18 protein-coding genes are annotated in these 19240 nt (G+C 62.9%); 11 read left to right on the top strand and 7 right to left on the bottom strand.

The genetic code is table 11. The annotated features are described in order from the left end of the window. Positions 1-4: 4 nt before the first annotated feature. The 5 genes from Q344_RS0117185 to Q344_RS26720 form a co-directional block, all read right to left on the bottom strand. Positions 5-2131 carry an acetate--CoA ligase family protein gene (locus tag Q344_RS0117185; RefSeq protein WP_036539817.1) on the bottom strand — a complete coding sequence of 709 codons (2127 nt, stop codon included), beginning with the start codon at positions 2129-2131 and terminating at the stop codon, positions 5-7. Between the two features lie 10 nt (positions 2132-2141). After that, entirely contained in the window at positions 2142-3290 is a 1149-nt protein-coding gene (locus Q344_RS0117180; protein WP_028287846.1) for an acyl-CoA dehydrogenase family protein, read from the bottom strand. A 627-nt stretch (positions 3291-3917) separates the two neighbouring features. Continuing rightward, positions 3918-4346 (bottom strand): hypothetical protein, encoded by a 429-nt coding sequence (locus Q344_RS0117175; RefSeq protein ID WP_028287845.1) that lies wholly within the window; start codon positions 4344-4346, stop codon positions 3918-3920. A gap of 236 nt (positions 4347-4582) precedes the next feature. After that, positions 4583-5611 (bottom strand): plasmid recombination protein, encoded by a 1029-nt coding sequence (locus Q344_RS24285; protein WP_051630774.1) that lies wholly within the window; start codon positions 5609-5611, stop codon positions 4583-4585. Positions 5612-5671: 60 nt separating this feature from the next. Then, a complete protein-coding gene (locus tag Q344_RS26720) occupies positions 5672-5800 on the bottom strand; it encodes a hypothetical protein (RefSeq protein ID WP_268238627.1) in 129 nt (42 codons plus the stop codon). Positions 5801-6621: 821 nt separating this feature from the next. Here Q344_RS26720 and Q344_RS25635 point away from each other — a divergent pair. Beyond that, a complete protein-coding gene (locus Q344_RS25635) occupies positions 6622-8223 on the top strand; it encodes an RNA-directed DNA polymerase (RefSeq protein ID WP_156954739.1) in 1602 nt (533 codons plus the stop codon). 212 nt (positions 8224-8435) lie between these two features. On the opposite strand, the gene Q344_RS26170 is transcribed toward Q344_RS25635, so the two are convergent. Together Q344_RS26170 and Q344_RS26165 are read right to left on the bottom strand one after the other, a co-directional pair. Next, entirely contained in the window at positions 8436-8978 is a 543-nt protein-coding gene (locus tag Q344_RS26170) for a hypothetical protein (protein ID WP_156954738.1), read from the bottom strand. After that, positions 8975-9907 (bottom strand): hypothetical protein, encoded by a 933-nt coding sequence (locus Q344_RS26165; RefSeq protein ID WP_156954737.1) that lies wholly within the window; start codon positions 9905-9907, stop codon positions 8975-8977. Before Q344_RS26165 ends, Q344_RS26170 begins: the two co-directional genes overlap by 4 nt. A gap of 440 nt (positions 9908-10347) precedes the next feature. Here Q344_RS26165 and Q344_RS26160 point away from each other — a divergent pair, with 440 nt between their 5' ends. The 10 genes from Q344_RS26160 to Q344_RS0117110 all read left to right on the top strand — a co-directional run bounded on the left by Q344_RS26160 (position 10348) and on the right by Q344_RS0117110 (position 19062). After that, the gene (locus tag Q344_RS26160; RefSeq protein ID WP_156954736.1) at positions 10348-10845 is read left to right on the top strand and encodes a type II toxin-antitoxin system PemK/MazF family toxin; all 498 of its coding nucleotides are present in this window, start codon (positions 10348-10350) and stop codon (positions 10843-10845) included. Positions 10846-10900: 55 nt separating this feature from the next. Further along, on the top strand, positions 10901-11341 hold the full coding sequence (locus Q344_RS0117160; protein ID WP_028287843.1) for a hypothetical protein: 441 nt from the start codon (positions 10901-10903) through the stop codon (positions 11339-11341). Between the two features lie 187 nt (positions 11342-11528). Beyond that, a complete protein-coding gene (locus tag Q344_RS0117155) occupies positions 11529-11708 on the top strand; it encodes a hypothetical protein (protein WP_028287842.1) in 180 nt (59 codons plus the stop codon). A 16-nt stretch (positions 11709-11724) separates the two neighbouring features. Next, positions 11725-13392 (top strand): recombinase family protein, encoded by a 1668-nt coding sequence (locus Q344_RS26155; RefSeq protein WP_156954735.1) that lies wholly within the window; start codon positions 11725-11727, stop codon positions 13390-13392. A 175-nt stretch (positions 13393-13567) separates the two neighbouring features. After that, the gene (locus Q344_RS0117135) at positions 13568-14860 is read left to right on the top strand and encodes a tyrosine-type recombinase/integrase (protein WP_028287839.1); all 1293 of its coding nucleotides are present in this window, start codon (positions 13568-13570) and stop codon (positions 14858-14860) included. Beyond that, entirely contained in the window at positions 14857-15534 is a 678-nt protein-coding gene (locus tag Q344_RS0117130) for a hypothetical protein (RefSeq protein ID WP_028287838.1), read from the top strand. The genes Q344_RS0117135 and Q344_RS0117130 overlap by 4 nt, the downstream gene beginning before the upstream one ends. 115 nt (positions 15535-15649) lie before the next feature. Beyond that, complete coding sequence (locus Q344_RS24280; protein WP_051630772.1) at positions 15650-15931, top strand: hypothetical protein; 282 nt, start codon at positions 15650-15652, stop codon at positions 15929-15931. Continuing rightward, entirely contained in the window at positions 15928-16152 is a 225-nt protein-coding gene (locus Q344_RS0117120; RefSeq protein ID WP_028287837.1) for a hypothetical protein, read from the top strand. Before Q344_RS24280 ends, Q344_RS0117120 begins: the two co-directional genes overlap by 4 nt. Further along, entirely contained in the window at positions 16145-16612 is a 468-nt protein-coding gene (locus Q344_RS0117115; protein ID WP_028287836.1) for a hypothetical protein, read from the top strand. The genes Q344_RS0117120 and Q344_RS0117115 overlap by 8 nt, the downstream gene beginning before the upstream one ends. Then, a complete protein-coding gene (locus Q344_RS0117110) occupies positions 16609-19062 on the top strand; it encodes a DUF7146 domain-containing protein (protein ID WP_028287835.1) in 2454 nt (817 codons plus the stop codon). Before Q344_RS0117115 ends, Q344_RS0117110 begins: the two co-directional genes overlap by 4 nt. Positions 19063-19240 lie beyond the last annotated feature (178 nt).

Genomic DNA, 19240 nt, shown 5'->3' with positions numbered 1-19240 from the left:
CCGCTCATGCCTCGACCACGATCACGGCGTCGAGCGCCATGACCCCTTCGCCGGCGGTGCCGACCCAGACCGGGTTGATGTCCATCTCGACCAGCTCGGGCGTGGCGACGGCATAGTCCGAGACCTTCACGATCAGATCCGCCAGCGCCGCGATGTCCCGCTCGGGCTGGCCGCGGTAGCCGGTCAGCAGGCGCGACGATTTCAGCGCGCCGATCATCGTCCGGGCCATCTCGCCCGTGACCGGCAGCATGGCGCGGGTCACGTCGGCGAACATCTCGACATAGATGCCGCCCAGCCCGAAGGTCATGACCTGCCCGAAGACGGGATCGCGGGAGATGCCCACGAAGGCTTCGATCCCGCCCTCGGGGGCCATGGGCTCCACCAGGACGCCATTCAGGTTTGCATCCGGGCGGGCCTTGCGGGCGTTGGCCATGATCTCGTCATGGGCCGCCGCCGCGGTCTCGGGGGTGACGTTCAGCTTCACGCCGCCGATGTCGGACTTGTGGGTGATCTCGGGGCTGACGATCTTGAAGGCGAGCCGGCCGCCCATCCGGGCCGCGATCCGCGCCGCCTCCCCGGAGGTCGCCGCCAGTTCCGGCGCGGTGGCGGGCACACCGGCGGCGGCGAGGGCCTGCTTGCCCTCCACCTCGCTCAGCGTGCGGGTCGCGCCGGCCTCGCCGCGCGATCCTGTGCCGACGATGGCGGGCACCCAGCTTTCGTCACGGGCCTGCATCCACGCGCCGTAATCGACCCAGCGACGCAGCGCCTTGCGCATGTTGCGCAGCGACCGGAACGGGACCAGCCCGGATGCGGCGAGCTTGCGATAGCCGCCGCCCTGACGCTCCGACATCCAGATCGGCACGATGGGCACCGCGGCCCCGTCCTGCACCGCCTTGAGCGAGCCGGCGTTGACCACGGAATAGTCGCCGTAATCCATCGGCAGCGGCGCCAGGACCAGCCCGACATTGGCATCCGACGCGCAGGCGGCCAGCGCCTCGCGATAGGCGTCGGGGTGAGAGATCGAGATCGAGGTCGTGTCGATCGGGTTCGACATGTTGGCATAGGCCGGCAGCGCCGCGGCCAGCTTCTCGGCCGTCTCGGGGGTGAACTCGGCCAGGGTCAGCCCGGCCATCCCGACATTGTCCGCGCAGAGCGAGGCCGCCCCGCCGGACGAGGCGAAGACCCCGATCTTCTCGTCCCCGGTCGGGATCTTGCGGCAGAAGAGCATCGCGACATCCACCAGCTCGTCCAGATCGTCCACCTCGACGACGCCGAGCTGGCGGAAGACGGTCGAATTGACCTCGGCCGAGCCGGTGATCGAGGCGGTGTGCGAGGCCGCGGCCCTGGCGCCGTATTCGGACCGGCCGACCTTGAGCCCCACCACGGGCTTGCCCTTGCGGGCGGCCTCGGCGCAGGCAGCGGCGAAGCGGGCGCCGTCCTTGAAGCCCTCGACGAGGCAGCCGATCACCTTGATGTCGGGGTCCTGCGCCATGTGGTGCACGAAGTCCGCCACCTGCAGGTCGCATTCGTTGCCCGAGGAGGACCACAGCCCGAACTGCGCGCCCCGCTCGTTGTGCTGGATCATGTTCCGCCCCAGACCGCCGCCCTGGGTGGCAAGCCCGATGGGCCCCGGCGCGATGTCGTCCTTGAAGGCCGGGCTGAACGTCATGCCGAGCGGCAGGTTCAGATTCACGAGCCCCGGGCAGTTCGGCCCGTAGATGCGGATGCCGGTGCGCTGCGAGATCTCGACCAGCTTCGCCTCTTCCGCGCGGCCCCAATCGTCGGCCTCGGAGAAGCCGGAGGTCAGGATCACCGCGAAGCTGCAGCCCTTCTGGCCGGCCTGTTCCACCGCCGCGACCACGCCGGTCGCGGGGATCACCACCATCACCACGTCCACCGGCTCGGGCAGAGAGGCGATGTCGGGCACGCAGGGCAGGCCCATCACGCTTTCCTGCTTCGGGTTCACCGGGTAGACGGTGCCGCCGAAGCCGGAATGCTCCACGATGTTCTTCATCGCGTGGTTGCCGATGGAATGCGGCTTCTCCGACGCGCCCAGCACCGCGATGGTGCGGGGGGCGAAGAGGTGCGTCAGGTCGGGGAATACATAGGGCTCGAAGGCGTCTCTGGGCATTGCAGTCTCGTCAGGTGATGGCATTCAGGCCGAGGATCTCGCGGCCTGCGATGAGCGTCTGGATTTCCGAGGTCCCCTCGGGGATCATCCCGCCGCGGGTGTCGCGGAAGATGCGCTCGATCGGATAGTCGGTCGCGTAGCCGAGCCCGCCGTGCACCTGCAGCGCCATGTCCGCGACCTCGAAGGCCGCCTGGGTCGCGTAGAGCTTGGCGATCGAGCAATCCTCGCGCGCCTCCTCTCCGGCATCGAGCCGGGCCGCGGCTGTGTAGGCCAGGGCCCGCGCCGCCTTCACCCGGATCGTCATGTCCACGATGTGCTTCTGGATCAGCTGGAATTCCCCGATGGGCTTGCCGAACTGCTTGCGGGTCCGCGCGTATTCGACCGAGAGATCGAGCGCCGCCTGCGCCTGCCCGACCGCGCCCATGGCGATGTTCACCCGCGCGGTGTTGAGCCCGGCGAGCGTGCCGGACAGCGCCATCCCCTCGTCGCCGATCCGGTTCTCGGCCGGGATGGTGACATTGTCGAATTCCAGCTCCGACGTGCCCGTGGGCCGGAGCGTCATCTTCGAGACCCGCTTGGCCGAGAAGCCCGGCGTGCCCTTCTCGACCACGAAGGCCGAGAGATCCCCGTCGCAATCCGGGCTGTAGGTCCGCGCCACCACAAGGCAGATGTCGGCATTGATCCCGTTTGTGATCCAGAGCTTGCGGCCGTTCAGGACGTAATTGCCATCCTTCAGATCGGCCCGGGTCTCGATCCCGCGGACGTTGGAGCCGACGTTCGGCTCGCTCAGCCCGGTGCAGGTCTTGATCTCGTTGTTCAGGAGCGGCTTGAGCCAGCGCGCCTTCTGCTCGGGCGTGCCGAACCGGCTCAGCTTCTGGATCGTGCCATTGGTGATGTTCACGATGGTCCTGAGCGAGCCCCAGCAATAGCCGGCGCTTTCCATCAGCATCCCCCATGTCGTGTAGGACAGGTCGAACCCGCCGTCGGATTCAGGAATGCGCCCGCCGAGATAGCCGAAGTCCTTGAGCCCATCGAGGATCTCGAAGGGGAAGGTGCACTCGGCCTCGTGCCGGGTGATCAGCGGCGTGACATTGGCGGCGAGCCAGCGGTCCACGTTCTCCTTCAGCATGCGCTGTTCGTCGTCGAGCAGGATCGTCATCGGCCCACCCCGCCCCGCGCATCCGCGGGCCCGTGGTCGGCAAGCCGCTCCCATTGGCCGCGCAACGCTGCGCGACCGCACCCCGAGGTTCGGTTCAAGATCAAGTTGTCCTCCCTGCCCGCGAGGTCCTTGCCGCGGGCGCCACGGACGCAGCCGGGCCTCGAATGGGCCCCTGCATCCCGGTCTGTCATTACCTCCCTAAGGGGCCACAATTCTACCCGTCAGTCAATAGATGAAATGGCAGGAATACTGTATGACCGACAAGTCTGGCGCGGCGCGGGCGCGCGACATGTGGCTTCCTGGCGAGGGGGTGCCAAGGCGCGGAGCTCTGTCCGCGCCCGAAGGCTCTGTCTCGGGGAGCATCGAGGTGGATCGGCCAGACCGGCCTCTCCCGGTGGCATGAAGCCCTCGCGCCACGGCTCTCGTGAGCACTTTTCGCATTTTAGCGGGGCTTGTCATGTCGCGGCTTGTGCCGTTCGGGGGGCCGGACACACGAAAACGCCGCCCCGGAGGGCGGCGTTTCGGTGTGACTGGTTGCGGGAGCAGGATTTGGTCTTTGGCGAACGATTTCGAAGGTGAGACGGTGATATGCGCCTCCGCGCGCGCCATGCGCGCGGGGCGAAGCCGTCACCCGTGGCTTTCGGCGGCACCGGACTTTGATTGCGCATCTTCGGCTGCGTCCGCCTTGGTTGCTTCTTCCTCGGCCTTCCACCGATCGACCTGCTCCTGCGCCCGCTCTGCGACGCCTTCCGGCGCTTTGGCATGCTTGAACATCCGGCGGCGGTTGGTGGCGGTGGCGAAGCAGCCGAGCTCGAAGAAGACCTCTTCGACCTGTTCGGGTGCCGTTTCCTCCATCCAGTCGAGCCAGGCGTCGAAGGTCTCGGCGATAGCCAGCCGCGCCTCGCGCTGGATCTTGTCGTCCTTGCGGGCTTGCTTGTCGGCGATGTTGCCGATCGAGACCATCGCCTTCTGCATGCGAGCTTGCATGGCGGGGGTCATCTCGAAATGCGACGAACGGGACTTGCGGGCGGGTTTCTGGGACAGCGATTTCTTCACTTGAGATACTCCGGTTGAACGGTTGCGATGTCACCGGAGCCTCGGGTTTAGTGCCCGCCGCATCCGGCTTGCGCAACAAATGGAGTCGCAGCCGGTGACCGACTCCATTCTCCGAAGACGAAAAATCTCTTGCAGCGGATTCCGACGGCCCAAGCGCTTGGTATAGATGGAGAATATTTTCTCCTCCCAGCGTTCATGACCTTTCGTGTGAAAGATTTCGCGGTTAGCCGTGCCAATCATCGCGGGTCTCCGTCTCCTGACTTCGAAGCATCCGGGCGTCCCTTGGCACGCGGATCGAGCGCCATGATCTTCGCAGTCAGCGTGCGCCGGATCTTCGCGATCCGCTCCCGCTGGGCTTGCGGGAACGCGCGGGCAATCTCGAGGATGATTTCATCCGCGGCCCTGATCTCCGCAACCTCGGACGCGATGCGCTCTTGAGCCTTCTCTTCGGCCCTCGCACCGAGCCGCTTGGCAACGGCCCGGAAGGCCTTGCGCGCGGCGGCAAATCCGAGAGTTGCCTTCTTGGCCGATGGTTGCGTTTGGGGGTTCCCGTTTGCCTTGGCGCTCTTGGCCGGGCGCCCGTCGGTGTCGATCTCGCCCGCCGCCACCGCGTCGGCAAAGGCCAGGACGGATGCCGCATCCTCTTCGCGCTCGACGACGTGGCGCTCGCGGTTCTCTACTTCAGCAGCTTTCTCGGCGAGGCGCTGTTCCTCTTTCGCGCGCCACTCTGCGGGTCGGACATGCCGCGGATTGATCGGCGGCGTCCGTCCATCGTTCAACGCGTCGCGGATGGCCTGCTTGCGTTTTTCGCCGCGCACCAGGCCGATTTCGCTGAACCACTCGCCGACGCTGTCTTGCGCGGCCTCGTAGTCCTTGATGAGCGGATGGATCGAGGGCTGCAGAACCCGGCACTCGGTCCCGTATTTCCTGACGGTCGCCCGCGGCATGATGACAGCGTGGATATGGTAGGCCTGCTCGTCGAGATCGGCGCGGGCATGGATGACGTCATCGCCAAAATGCTCGTGCAGCCAGGCGACCGCACGCTCCTCGAACAGCTCCTCCTGTGAGGTGCTGAACTCTACGTCGCTGCTCTCGGTCTGTTCGAACCAGTCCTTGTTGGCGGTCAGGATGAGTTCGCGCATCGGTCCGTGGCGCGACGCCCGCCAGGGATCCCGAGGCCCTTCAATTCGCCGCTTTTCGAGATCCTTGCGACGGTTCCGCCGGTCAAGATCCTCGAGTTCCGCCGCGAAGGTCTCGACCTTCATCAGCTCGATCTCGGCTCGGGCCTCCTCCGCCCAGGTCGTGGTCCCGAGCAGCCGACGGGGCTACGGCTTGTTCCGGTCGATGTGCCCGAGGTCGCCGCCCTTGCGATAGCGGTGGGCCTCGTAGCCACCGATATCGCGCGGGTCCATGCCCTCGAACCGCAGGACTACCGGGTGCTTCTTGCTTGCCATGTCTGACCTCCAAACGTTGAGGTCAGAAAATGGGTTGATGTTTTCCCGCACCGGAGAAATCGGGCTGACACAGGCGCGAACGGATGTGTGGGGTCATTACTCACTAAACAGCCCGCACTTCGGCACCTGCGGTGCCTGCGTTCGGCCTGCCGTTCGTCCAGGGCGCTGCCCCGGAACCCCGCCCGCCGGGGGCGCCTGTGCGGCGAGCACTCCTCCGCGGAGGGCGGCAAGGTCATCGTTCCGCACTCCCCTTGCAACCCCTGCTCCCGGGGGAGCGTCGTTCCGCACTCCTCCCCCGAACCCCCGCCTGCTCGCAGGGGCCGTTAGTGCGAGGCGCACCGCGCCGGAGAAGAGAACGCTTTTCGGAGCGTTCTCTTCTCCGGCGCCGGTCGGGGTAATGATGATGGGTTTCCAGACATTCGCGGCGGTCCGCTCGAATGGCGGCGATCCGCATGTAGCCGTTCACTAACTGACCTGATCGGAGCACACCACTTCGTCGCATTTGCGACGTCGACGCGCTGTCCTAAAGCAAAACCTCATGATGCGTCCCCCCTTGCCAGCGAGGCCACTCAGTCCGATAACTAAGCGACCAATGTGCGAGGCTGGTTTTGCAATCTCCGAAGTTTCAGTTTCTACAAAATGATATCAAGGACGTCTTCGATATAAGCCTCTTGAAGGAGGAGTGGAAGAAGCGAACGAAGCCGCAAATACGGAAGCAGCTCATATTCGACGCGGTTGAATATAGAGACATTGACCAAGATATAACTCGTCTACTTCAACGCGTACACAGGGAGGTCAGTGAGGGCAACTATGTCGTACGCATGCCAAAGAGGTATCTGGCTGAGAAGTCTCGCGGCCTTTGCCGACAAATGACTTTGATACACCCAAAAGACCTACTCGTTCTGGAAAGGCTCTCCAGATCGGTTTACTTTGAGTTGAAGCATAAAGCTCCAAGCAAGTCAGCTTTTTTCGAGCCCGATGATGGAAAATTCACGAAGGGTTTTAAGCAAAGCGACTTCGAGTACGGATCATTTGCAAGCTGGAAGAAGTTTCAAAAGAGCATCTTTGGCTTTGCAAAGGAGAACAACTACATCGTAATAACCGACGTCGCGAATTTCTACGACTTTATCAACTTTCAGCACCTTAGAAACATCGTCTCTTCTCTGGCAGACATCCGCGAGTCCATTCTCGACCTGCTGATCCATGTGCTGAACCGCCTGACATGGACGCCAGATTTCATGCCTTTGACACAAGTCGGCATGCCTCAAATTGAGACATCAGCAACACGTGTTTTGGCGAACGCTATGCTCTACGAGGTGGACAAGCTTTGCGAGCACTCAGCGGTGTCTAACTACGCCAGATTTATGGACGACATGGATATCGGCGTGAGTTCTGTTGAGAAAGCAAAGGTCATTGTTCGAGATATTGATCTAACCCTACAATCACGCCAACTCAGGCTCAACTCCTCGAAGACTCAAATACTATCACAGCAGGAGGCATTCGCTCATTTCTGTATTTCGGAGAATTTAACGCTCTCACGGGTAGAGGCGCTTATCGAGAAGAAACGATTCTTAAAGTTCGCCAAGGCGATCTTAACCTCGAAATATGAGGCTTGGCTTGATCGGACCTCTGCTGGCGGTCCGAGCGAGAAATCGCGTTTCATTAGGGGCAATGGCCCAAAGATCTATAAACATGTATTGACTTTGATCTACGAAGCAGGTGGAAGCGTCAGCGACGAGGACCTCCTCTGGCAGGTCGAGCATAATCCCTCAATGCGGCCAACAGCACTGCGATACCTCTCCAGAACGAGTAGAGGAAATACAGTCCTCAAGAAATTGACCGCAATGGTGAAAAGCGGCGTGTTCGTTGACGATGCTGCATACGTAGATGTGGCGGGCTTCATGCTTCACGCCAAGTTTCGCAAGACCAAAGCATGCACACTTCGGGCAGAAGAATTCTGCAAACACGCCGCGTCAACGAGCGATATTGGCTTGCACTGTGCAATATTCGTGTCAGCTCGCTTTCTAGGTCGCCCACAAATACAATGCCTTCTGGATGACAATATCGAACGAATTTCAGACGACTTCTGGCTCAGCCGGGCCGCTGCGGGGCTGACGTCTCTGTTCATTGGTGAACCCGAATGGGGTCAATATCTTGACTTCATTCGCAAGCTGAACTCGCCAGATGCCGACGATGTATACGAGTATCTACTGTCGGTAAGTAGCTCGACCAGCTTTAGCCAATCGCTCAAAGCTTACATTAAAGCTCCAAATCACACCTTTCCTCAGGCACTCTTCTTTCCCAAGGTCTTGATCCTACTGGCAGCCGCGAAGAATGGCAGCAGCGCATCATTGGCTCCCAACCTACATGTGGATCATCCTGCGCTCAAGAAGGATCCCTACTACGCTCAAATGGGTTTTTGACCCAGGGTCGTCTACAGCATCAAGCCTCCCACGCCGCAGCATCAGAAAGGTCGCGAGAGACTGAAAGTGACTCACAGCCGCCATTCGCTGCGCAACGAACGATTAGCGACTGTGAGCCAAGTGTCGGCAGCAAGATTTGGCAACTACGTTCACGAAGGCAAGAAGCAGCATTCGAGACAGATCGGTGAAAATAAATCGCACCCGGCTGCCTATCAAAATGCAATTAAGTCATTTTCACGAAGTATCTCGAATATCTCAGAAGACTCGGTATCACTAACCTGCCTCCGCAAGAATGGAGATTCCTCAGATCCGTAGCTGAATATTTTCTGCCCTTGATGCCTCATTCTTACATGAGTCACGCACCGGCTATCCATATTTTTAGCGCGGTGTATCGTTCCCGCCTTAATAAAGTAGTGTTGCCCCGCACCGCAGGTAAAGTTTACCACCTCTGATATTGCTCCAAGCCTCCCCGTCTCATGCAGTATCGACCTACCATCATCGTAGGTCACCGAAAATTCCTTCAGGTTTGCCTCTCTATCCGGAACGAACTCAGCTATATAGTTCTTAATAGATCCAGCGAGAACGTTGGAGTCCAAGTCGAACTCATGGGTGTGCCATGTGTTATCTGCCGAGAAATCGGCATTTTCGCTGTAAACATGAAGGCGACGGGTCACTTCGCCAGAGGACAAAACCAAATAGTAAAAGCCAAGCGGGTGAACGCGAAAACTCCGAATGTGACGCTTTTCAACTTTCATTTGTAGCGGTGATCCTTCGGCTTGATTATAGAGAATATCTCCTCACGATACTCCCTGACTCTATCTTCTGGAAAGCCAAAGCTGAGAAGCGCTTCTACGGGAATGTCTTCATCGCCGACACGGTGCCTTTTCCACTGGTAGGCGGACAAATCAACTGTCCGAGATAGCTCCACCTCACTGATAATCATTGAGCGAAACATTTCAAAAAATTGGCTCTGTCTTGAAAATTTTAGCGCATATAGAGACTTGTCGTCTTCGGTAAGGATTGCACCTCGATCCGACATATCTATTCGGAATGATGGTATGAAGCTTGATAAGCAAACTCGAACTTTGAGATTTCGATTGTTCGCGGCAGCCAAGGCACATGCCGCAGAGGTGGCGACTGCATTCTTGAACAGCTTGTCTTTCCCGTCATTCTCCCCCAGAATACCTACTATATCTTCATAGACCTCTGACAGATTTTTTATTTGAGGGTCAGGCAGCAGAATAGTGACATCTATGGTTTTCCGAGCCTTTCGCGCGTTGTCACTCAACCGTTGAAGCGTTTCAGCCCGGAAGTATGTCGCTGATCTCGCCCAAAGAAAGTAGAACGCCGTATCTTCAGGCAGTTCCTTTATCTCATCGGATATATCCCCAGGTCGCAGCGTTTCGATCTCCGGTCTCTCGATGTCCTCTCGGATAAAATAAATATATGCGCCGTAGACAACCAGAACAGTTAGAGCTGCGGAAAAGAGGTTGGATGACACGGACCGAATGAAATTTGACCATGTATTCTCCGGCTCCAACAGAGATGCAGACCAATAGGAAATAGCTGTAACAGCGGCCAGAATGATAAACGTCCAAATGAACCGCCTGCGGGCGGATCGTGAGCCAAGATCGTTTAACACATTAAGGCTGATATATTTACTTGCGCGCGGCTTCGAGGGCATTTGCCATCCTGTTTATGTCCCAAATACAACTGATAAGGTGTGCCGTGTGCTACTGCAACTGCGCCGTCTTCTCGTGCGAGGCGGTGGATGTTTTCCTTGGGTGTATCCTGAATAAATCAACCAGTTTGCGCTGTAGACAGTCGTATCGGCAGGCTTGGGCTGTATGACGCAGCGCGCTACTCTGGTAAGGTCGTCGGCTTTGGGCCGTTTCACGACACTTTTGTGGTGCCGTTCGTGGCGCGCATGCCTCTTCTTCTGCGTCCGGCTGTGGTTCTCCGATCCTCCATGGGCAGATTTTGCCCAGAGGGTCCCCCCTCTCGGCGCTCTCCCGATTTGGCGGTGGTTCAGCTGCGCGGTCGTAGTGACGCGCAGCTCAACCACCGCCTTGAGTAGATAGGCTTTCCCGCTGGCGTCGTTTTCCCACGTCACAGGAGGCCCTCATGTATCATCATCCCCAGCCTTTCACGCCGGTTGCGAGCAGCGCTCATTTGCAGCGCGGCGACGTCGTGCTGTTTCGTTTCCCTCTCGCCGAGGCGGATGACGAGCCAGGCGCACCAAAGCGTCGCCCTTGCCTGGTGCTCGACACCCTGACGGCCGGCGACGATCGCTTCGTCGAGATCGCCTACGGCACTTCCGCCGATACGCGCGCGAACCGCGGCTACGAGGTCATCGTAAAGCAGCCAGACGCACGCACTACCGCCGGTCTGTCGAAGCCCACACGCTTTGTCTGCGCACGGCGCATCATCGTCCACGTTGACCACAGCGGCTTCCACGGCCGGGCAAAGCGGCCGCATATCATCGGCCGCCTCGATGAAGCCCTGCTGGAACGAATGAACGCTGTCCGGGCACGCATCCAAGCCGAAGCCGACATTGCCGCCTACTACCGCGAAGAGAAACGCCGGGAAGAGCAGACGCGCGAAGACCGCGATTTCCAATAGGGAACCGCGCTCTCGCCGCTGCTCCTCCCCTCTCAATCAACACAAGGAAAGACTAATGGATATGCCATTCAAATCCGCCTCCGAGATCACCGCCATGGCCGCTTCGTGCTTCCCGCTGGCGCGGGCCGCTGCGACCGGGATCGACCAGGACGTGCTCGACCTCGTCGCTCCAAAGCCGAAGCAGGAGGCGAAGAAGCTCGCCGCGCTGCTGCGGGCCGGCAAGATCTTCGACAAAGGTATTCTCGCGATGCTGCACGAGCTCGTCGGCGTCCTCGACGCCGAGATCGCCGAGGGCACCTACGTCGAGACCCGCTATGACCACAGCCCGGAGAACGTCTCCGACTACAAGACCTGGGGCCAGGAGCGCCTCACGCCGGAGGCTGACCGCCTGTCGAACGCGCTCGCGGTGCTGATCGAGCTCTACGCCACCCTTTCGGCGGTGCACGACATCCTGCGCGCCGAGAAGGCCCTGGAGGGGCTGCGCTCCGCAGCCTGATGAGACACGCGGGCCGGAACACCCGCGTCAGGGCGCGCCGACGACCCTTCTGCTGCTACAGATGTCGGCGCGCCCGCCAAAGAGAAGCCCGTGCAGGTCCTCCCTGCACGGGCTCAACGATCACACGCGAGGGCTCGGAACTCGCCGGTCTGTCGGTATTCGGTGTCCACAGCCGAAGGAGATACCAATGGCCCTCGCAAACCTGATCGACCTGATTGCCGAAGTCGCCGCGAAGCGCACCGCCCGGGAGGGCAAGAACGACCGCGACGCCTCGGAACAGACTTGGTCAGGGTGCCGCGTGATCCAGGCGTTTTTGAGGCGGCGTGAACTGTTTTTCGGAGATAGCCTTGAGATCGCCAAATTATGAGGATCAATCTGCGAACATGGATTCCCTACGCTCTACCGCCCGCCGCGCCGTTATCTACGCCAGGTTCTCGACCGACCTGCAGAACGTGAACTCCACGCGCGACCAGATTGCGAACTGCACCGCGCTCGCAGAGAGAAAGGAATGGCAAGTTCTGCAAGTCTTCGAAGACGCCGCCATCTCCGGAGCCAAGCGCGAGCGCCCCGGATACAAGAAGATGTTGCAGGCCGTGAAGAGCGGCCTCGTGGACGTCGTCCTGGCCGAGGGGCTCGACCGCCTCAACCGAAGCCAGGAGTTGTCGGCGAACCTCTTCGCAGTGTGCGAGTTCAACGGCGTCGAGATCCACACCATCGCCGAGGGCCGCATCGAGGAACTCCACATCGGCATGAAGGGCACGATGGACGCAATGCACCTGAAGCGCATCGCCCAGATGACGCACAGGGGCCTTCAAGGACGCGTTGCGGACGGACGTTCTGCAGGGGGATTGAGCTATGGCTACCGCATCCCCATCGACCCCTATACGGGTCTGCGCCAAACTGGCGAGCTCGAGCCTGACGAGCATCAGGCCGATGTGGTCCGCCGCATCTTCCGGGAGTTCAGCGAAGGTCACAGCCCCCGCGCCATTGCCCATCAGTTGAATGCGGAAGGCGTCCCCTCCCCGCGCGGGCGGGAATGGAAGGTCAACACGATCTACGGCAACGCAAAGCGCGGCACTGGCATCCTGAACAACGAACTCTATGCCGGCGTCCGCGTCTGGAACCGGTTGCAATATCGAAAGAACCCGGAAACGGACCAGCGCGCCTCGCGCGGTCGTGACGTAGAAGAGATCATCCGGGTTGAGGTGCCGCATCTGCGGATCGTAGACGAGGAGCTATGGCAGGCGGTGAAGGCGCGCCAGGATGGGCAGCGCCGCACTTTGTCCAAAGGCGCACCCTCGACGCTCCGGCGCAAGCGGTACCTGTTGTCCGGGCTCGTGAGATGCGGGCGTTGTGGAGGCAATATGACGGTCGCGGGCTCCGGAAAGAGCCGCGCCTATTACTGCGCCAATGCCAAGGAGAAAGGCCCCTCCGTCTGCCGTGGAATGCCTGGCCTACGCATCGACAGGCTGCAGCCTCTGGTGCTTTCAGGGCTACGGGACGAGCTGATGACGCCGGAAGCGGTCGAGCGTTTTCGGAGCCAGTTTCTCGACCGGGTCGCCGAAGCACGAAAGGAGCGCGACACCGAGCAGGCATCGCTCCGCAGGGCGATTGCACAGGAGCAGAAGGCGATCGACGGTGCCCTGCGTGCCATCCGAGACGACATGGCCACGAAGAGCGTCTACGCAATGCTGGGAGAGGCCGAGGAGAAGAAGGAAGCCCTGAAAGCGGAGTTGGCCGCCGTCGAGGCTCCTGCCCTCGATATCCCCGAAAATCTGGCGGCGCTCTATCGCGAGCAAGTGGACGCGCTGGCGGACACGCTCTCGGACCCGGAGGTGGTCCATCGCGCCTCCGAGATCCTCGGCGGGCTGATCGACCGCATTGTCATCCAGCACGAAGAGACGGCCGGGCATACGGCCGAGATCGAGGGCAAGCTGTTGGGATTGTTGAGCTTTGCGGATGCAAAAAACGCCGCATCCTATTCGGATACGGCGTCTTCGCTAAAGCTGGTTGCGGGAGTAGGATTTGAACCTACGACCTTCAGGTTATGAGCCTGATTTCCCACAACATCTAGAGCCTTGATTGTTGACGCATTTTCCGGCGTAGTCTCCTAGAGCACTGTTTTTCCGAAGCTATCCGGCGCGACCGCCTGTTACTCGCCGCCAGCCAACGACAAAAACAGCCACAAGATGTGTTGACACAGTGTTGACATGAGGGAGCGCCGAGATGCCGGAGAAACTGACCGAAGCCGCCGCCCGGAAGGCCCTGCCGCCGGTGCGCGGGCAGAGCATGCTGTGGGACGCGGAGGTGAAGGGGTTCGCCCTGCGGGTGACGCCGGGCGGGGCCAAGTCCTTCGTCCTGGACTACCGCGCCGAGGGGCGGCAACGCCGGATCACCATCGGCGCCTGGCCCGACTGGACGGTGGCCGCCGCGCGCCAGACAGCGAAGGACATGAAGCGCGAGGTCGATCTCGGCCATGACCCGATGGGCGAGCGGCAGGCGCAGCGCGAGGCGCCGACGGTGCAGGAGATGTGGGACCGCTACGCCCGCGAGCACCTGCCCAAGAAGGCCGAGCGCAGTCAGGCCGACGAGCGCATGATGTGGGAGAAGATCATCCTGCCGCGCTTCGGAAAGATGAAGGTCGCGCAGATCACCCATGACGATGTGGACGCGCTCCACCGCGATATCACCGAGATCCGCGGCACGCCCGTCCGCGCCAACCGCACCGTCGAGGTGCTGCGCAAGGCATTCAACCTCGCGATCCGCTGGAAATGGCGCGACGACAATCCCGCCTCGGGCGTGCGCCGCAATCAGGAGGAGAAGCGGAACCGCTATCTGAACCGGACGGAAATCGCGGCGCTGGCGCAGGCGCTGAACGACCATTCGGAGCCCATGTCCGCGAACGCGATCAAGCTGCTGATGTTGACCGGCGCGCGGCGCGGCGAGGTGCTGGGCGCGACGTGGGAGATGTTCGACCTCGAGAACGGCATCTGGACCAAGCCCTCCGCGCATACCAAGCAGCGCAAGCTGCACCGCGTCCCGCTCTCGGGCCCGGCCGTGCAGCTGCTGGTCCAGATGAAGGCCGCCGCCAAGGCGAAGGCCGAGGCTGAAGGCATGCCGCCCAGCCCCTTCGTTTTCCCCGGCCCGACCGGCAAGCCGCTCACCGAGATCAAGCGGACATGGGTCTCGGTCTGCCGCCGGGCGGGGCTTGGCGCGGAGGTGCCGGTGCTGGACGCGAAGGGTAAGCCGGTCCTCGACCGCAAGGGCGAGCCCAAGACCGAGTTCAAGCCGAATGTCCGGATCCACGACATCCGCCATTCCTTCGCCAGCATCCTCGTGTCGGCGGGCGCGTCGCTGCCCTTGATCGGCCAGATGCTCGGCCATACGCAGGTCCAGACCACCCAGAGATACGCCCATCTGTTCGACGATCCGCTGCGCAAGGCCGCCGAGACGGTGGGCGCCTTCGTGTTGCAGCGCTCGCCAGAGGAGTTCAGCGCAAACGAGGCAGAGCAGAAATGACCGACCAGAAGCCCTACGGGCCACCGCCCGACGCCATCCCGCTGTCCGACGCGATGAAGGAATACCTGCCCGCCGAGATGTGGGAGGAACATGCCCGCGCGACGGAGGCCCGCAAGAACGCGCCGAAGCGGCCGAGCTACCTCAGCATGTCCGTTCGCGACTGGCAGGACGCCAAGGACTCGCACGACGCCGCCAACCGGACGCGCTCGGCACGGGCCGATCTGCACCGCGTCTGGAACGGCATGCTCGCCGCGATGAAGGCGAGGCTGGAGGCGGGCGAGCTCACCGCCTTCGGTCAGGATGATCCGCCCTTCGGCCCGTGGCACGCGATCCCGGCACCCGCGTGGCGGCAGCTGCGCATCACCAATGTCCGGAAGGGCGAGGCCAGCGTCGGCGCGAATATCGTGCACGACATCCACATCCTGCCGCCCGATGCCGACGACCACATGCCGACCGGGACGCCCGGACGTCCGAAGAAGGGAATCGACATCATCCGGGTCGAGTTTCAGCGCCGCGTCGATGCGGGCGAGATCGCGGACAGTCTCGCCGCCGAAGCCCGCGCGCTGCAGGCATGGTATCGCGAGACCTATCCACGGCGGGACTGTCCCACCACCAAGACCATCGAGAACAACCTTCGCGACACTTGGCGCGCAGTCCGTCTAAGGACTGCGTAATCCCCTGAAATTATTGCTCCGGGGGCATTTTCGGGGCGGTTTTTCGGGGGGCTGAACGTCGGCATCTCTCGGGCATCGGCGGCGCGTTGCGTCGCCTGGCACGAAGGAGACGCCGATGACCCAACCCCTTGCATCCGGAGGCGCCGAGAGGGCCGCTTCCGTCGCCCCGCCCACCGATTTCCTCGACGGTTTCATCTCGGAGGAGGAATACGCCGCTCGCCGCGGGGTGTCCCTGCGCACCTGTCAGCGCGACCGCCAACTGCGCCAGTCCCCGCCTTTCGTCGTGATCGGCCGGCGCGTCTACTACCGCATCGAGGCGGTACGCGACTGGCTGCTCGCCCGCGAACAGGAGGCCTCCCGCAAGCCGAGCGCCCCGCGCGCCCGGAGGGGCCGATGACCGCGCCCGCCACGCTCGCGCCCGACATGATGGTGGGCGCTGCCGAGATCGCCCGCTTTCTCTTCGACTCCGACGAGTTCCGGTTCCAGCGCTGCGTCTACTACCTCTGCACGCGCTCGAAGCGTCCGCTGCCGCATTTCCGTCTTGGCAGCCGCATCGCCACGCGCCGCTCCACGCTGATGGACTGGATCGCCCTGCAGGAGGGCTTCGCCAATGCCTGACACTCCCATCCAGTTCACCGGCTCGATTCTCGACCGGCTGGAGACCAAGGTCGCCGCCGAGGCCCGGCACCTGCTGCCCATCGTCCAGGCGATCCGCGATCACGGTGTCGGATTCCTCGTGATCCCCCAGCGCGCGACCGGGCTCGACCGCGGCATCAAGCTGCTGCAGCGGCCCTTCATCGCCATGGTGGGAGACGACACCGACTGCGCGCTCGGCCCCGATCAGTATGACGGCACTGCGCTCGACCGGCTGATCGGCATGGCCGACGGCGTCGCCATCGTCTCCTGCGCCCCGCCGCCCGAGGCCTATTCGAGCATCGCCCTGATGGCGATGGCGCAGCGCAACGGGCTCATCATCGAAACCCGGCCCGAACAGGAGATCGCCTGGACCAACCGCGTGCAGGCGGTCTGTCCCGAAATGCCGATCCTGCTCTGCACCGTGAAGGGGCCGCGCCAATGACAGTGCAGGGGCAGCCTCTCGACTTCAACGGCACGCCGCCCGGCGGCCGCGCCGGTGCCGCCACCCGCATGTCCGTCGCCCAGCTGGCCGACATGCTGAAGGACCGCATCGCGGACCTTGCCCGCGAGCTGCTGGGCGAGCCGAACCGGGAGCTTTCCAGCGCGCAGACACTGCGCTTCGGCACCAAGGGCAGCGTTGCCGTGGAAATCGACGGCGCGAACAAGGGCCGCTGGTTCGATCATGAACATGGCGCCGGAGGCGCGGGGATCGAACTGATCGGCTATCGCCTCGGGCTGGACCAGAAGGCCACGTGGGACTGGGCGCGGAGCTGGCTGGGCGAGCCCGATGCCGGTCCGTCCTGGACGGCGACGCCGCCCGCGTCGCCCGCGCGCTCCGCCTCGGGCTCGGCCAGGCCCAAGGAGCCGACACCCGAGGAGCGCGCTGAGAAGGTGGCCGAGATCGTGCGCCGCACCGAGACCCTCGTCTCGACGCCGGTCCTCGCCTACCTGCGCCATCGCGGGATCACCGCCACGCCGCCCGACTGCATCCGCTACCGCCAGTATGCCTTCGGCAAGTTCGGCGCCATGGTCGCGCTCGCCACCGACGAGGCGGGCGAGGTGCTGGCGATCCAGCAGGTCTATCTGACGGGCGAGGGGCGAAAGGCCCCGGTCAAGGTGGTCAAGCGCACCAATAAGGCCGTCGATGGTTGGGCCGCGAAGGCCGCGGTGCGTCTCCCCGGTCGGGAACCGCTGATCCTCTGCGAGGGGGTGGAGACCGCGCTCTCGGTCTGGCAGGCCACCGGACAGGAAACCTGGGCCTGCCTCGGCATCTCGAACATCGGCCGCGCGCCGGTCCCCGAGAACGCCACGGTCATCATCGCCAGCGACGGCGACCTGCCCGGCAGCAAGGCCGAGGGCCAGATGACCCGCGCCGCGAGCCAGCTTGCGCATCGCGGCATGACCGTGCTGATCGCCACCCCGCCCGAGGAGCAGGACTTCAACGATGTGCTAGTCCGCGAGGGCGAAGTGGCCGTGCGCGACCGCATCGAGGCCGCCGAACGCTTCAGCGCCGAGGAGGCCGACACTGAACGCAAGCGCCTCTTCATCGGATCGGACGTGGAAATGTCGCGGCGCGTGCGCGAGGATCTGACCGAACGCCTCGGGCGCATCGTCCATGCCGAGGGCGAGTTCTGGCGCTACGGCGGCACCCATTGGGAGGCGATCCCAGATCACGAATTGCGCCTGCCGGTCCACGCCTATGACGGCGCCGGGTTCCTCACGCCCGCGGGCGAGCCCTCGAACGTCAAGCTGACCAAGACCCGTGTCGACTCGGTCCTGAACGAGTGCGCCGCGCTCTGCGCCGAGCCGCAATACTTCGAGAAGCCGCCCGCAGGCATCAACTGCGCCTCGGGCTTCATCCGCTTCGATGCGGAGGGCGTGCCGCACCTCGAGCCGCATCACCGCGAGCATCGCTGCCGCCACACCCTGCCCGGCCATTGGCAACCCGGCGCATCTGGCACGCCGCCCGCGGGCTCGCTGCTTGCACGGCTGCTCGCCGGCAGCTTCAAGGGCGACCCGGACGCCGAGGCGAAATGCGCGCTGCTGGCGGAGGTCTGCGGCGCGGCGGCGCTCGGCTACGCCACAAGGCTGATGCAGCCGCGTGCGGTGGTGCTGCACGGCAAGACCGCCGAGAACGGCAAGAGCCAGGTGCTTGAACTGGCCCGCGGCCTCCTGCCAGAAAGCGCGATCTGCTCGGTCCCCGCATCGAAGGTGGGAGACGAGCGGCACGTCATCGGGCTGGTAGGCAAGCTGCTCAACGCCTCCGACGAGCTCTCGGCCGAGGCCATCGCGTCCGACACCTTCAAGGCGGTCGTCACCGGCGATCCCATCGAGGGGCGCGACGTCTACAAGAGCCGGGTGGAGTTCCGATCCGTGGCGCAGAACCTCTTCGCCGCGAACCAGCTGCCGAGCTTCAAGGGCGGCGTGGACCGGGGCGTGCAGCGCCGCCTGCTGCTGATCACCTTCACCCGCACCATCCCGCTGGAGGAGCGCGTCGAGGGCATCGGCAAGCGCATCGCGGCCGAGGAACCGGACCTGCTGCTGGCATGGGCGGTGGAGGGCGCGTCACGCCTGATCCGCCAGCGCAATTACGCCATCCCGCAGAGCTGCCACGAGGAACTCCTCGAATGGGTGCTGAGCGAGGATCCCGTCGCCGCCTGGGTGGACGCCTGCGTGAAGGTCGTGCCCATCGTGAACGGCGGGCCGACCATCGCCACGCGCGACGCGCATCTCCGCTTCCAGAACTGGGCGCTGGCCGAGGGCTACAAGCCCGAGAAGCTGCCCGCCATCAACGGCTTCGTGCAGCGCGTGCAGGCGCGCGTGGCGGGGATCCAGCACAAGCGCACCAGCTCCGGGCGGTTCTTCGTGGGGCTGACGGTGACGCAGTGGTGACGCACCAAACGGGCGATTTGGCCCCTAACCCATTGAGAGTGTTGAGATGACGCACTTGGCTTCAACCTTTTTGATATGGGGAAAATCCCTCTCCCCAATCATCATCCCGTTCCCCCCTATTCAAAAGGATGCTGGGGGAGGTGCGTCATCTCAACACTTTCAGGGACTTGCGCCGGAA

The sequence above is a fragment of the Pseudooceanicola nanhaiensis DSM 18065 genome (assembly GCF_000688295.1).
In the GTDB taxonomy this organism is placed as follows: Bacteria; Pseudomonadota; Alphaproteobacteria; order Rhodobacterales; family Rhodobacteraceae; genus Pseudooceanicola; species Pseudooceanicola nanhaiensis.
This window is presented reverse-complemented; position numbering and strand designations above follow the sequence as displayed.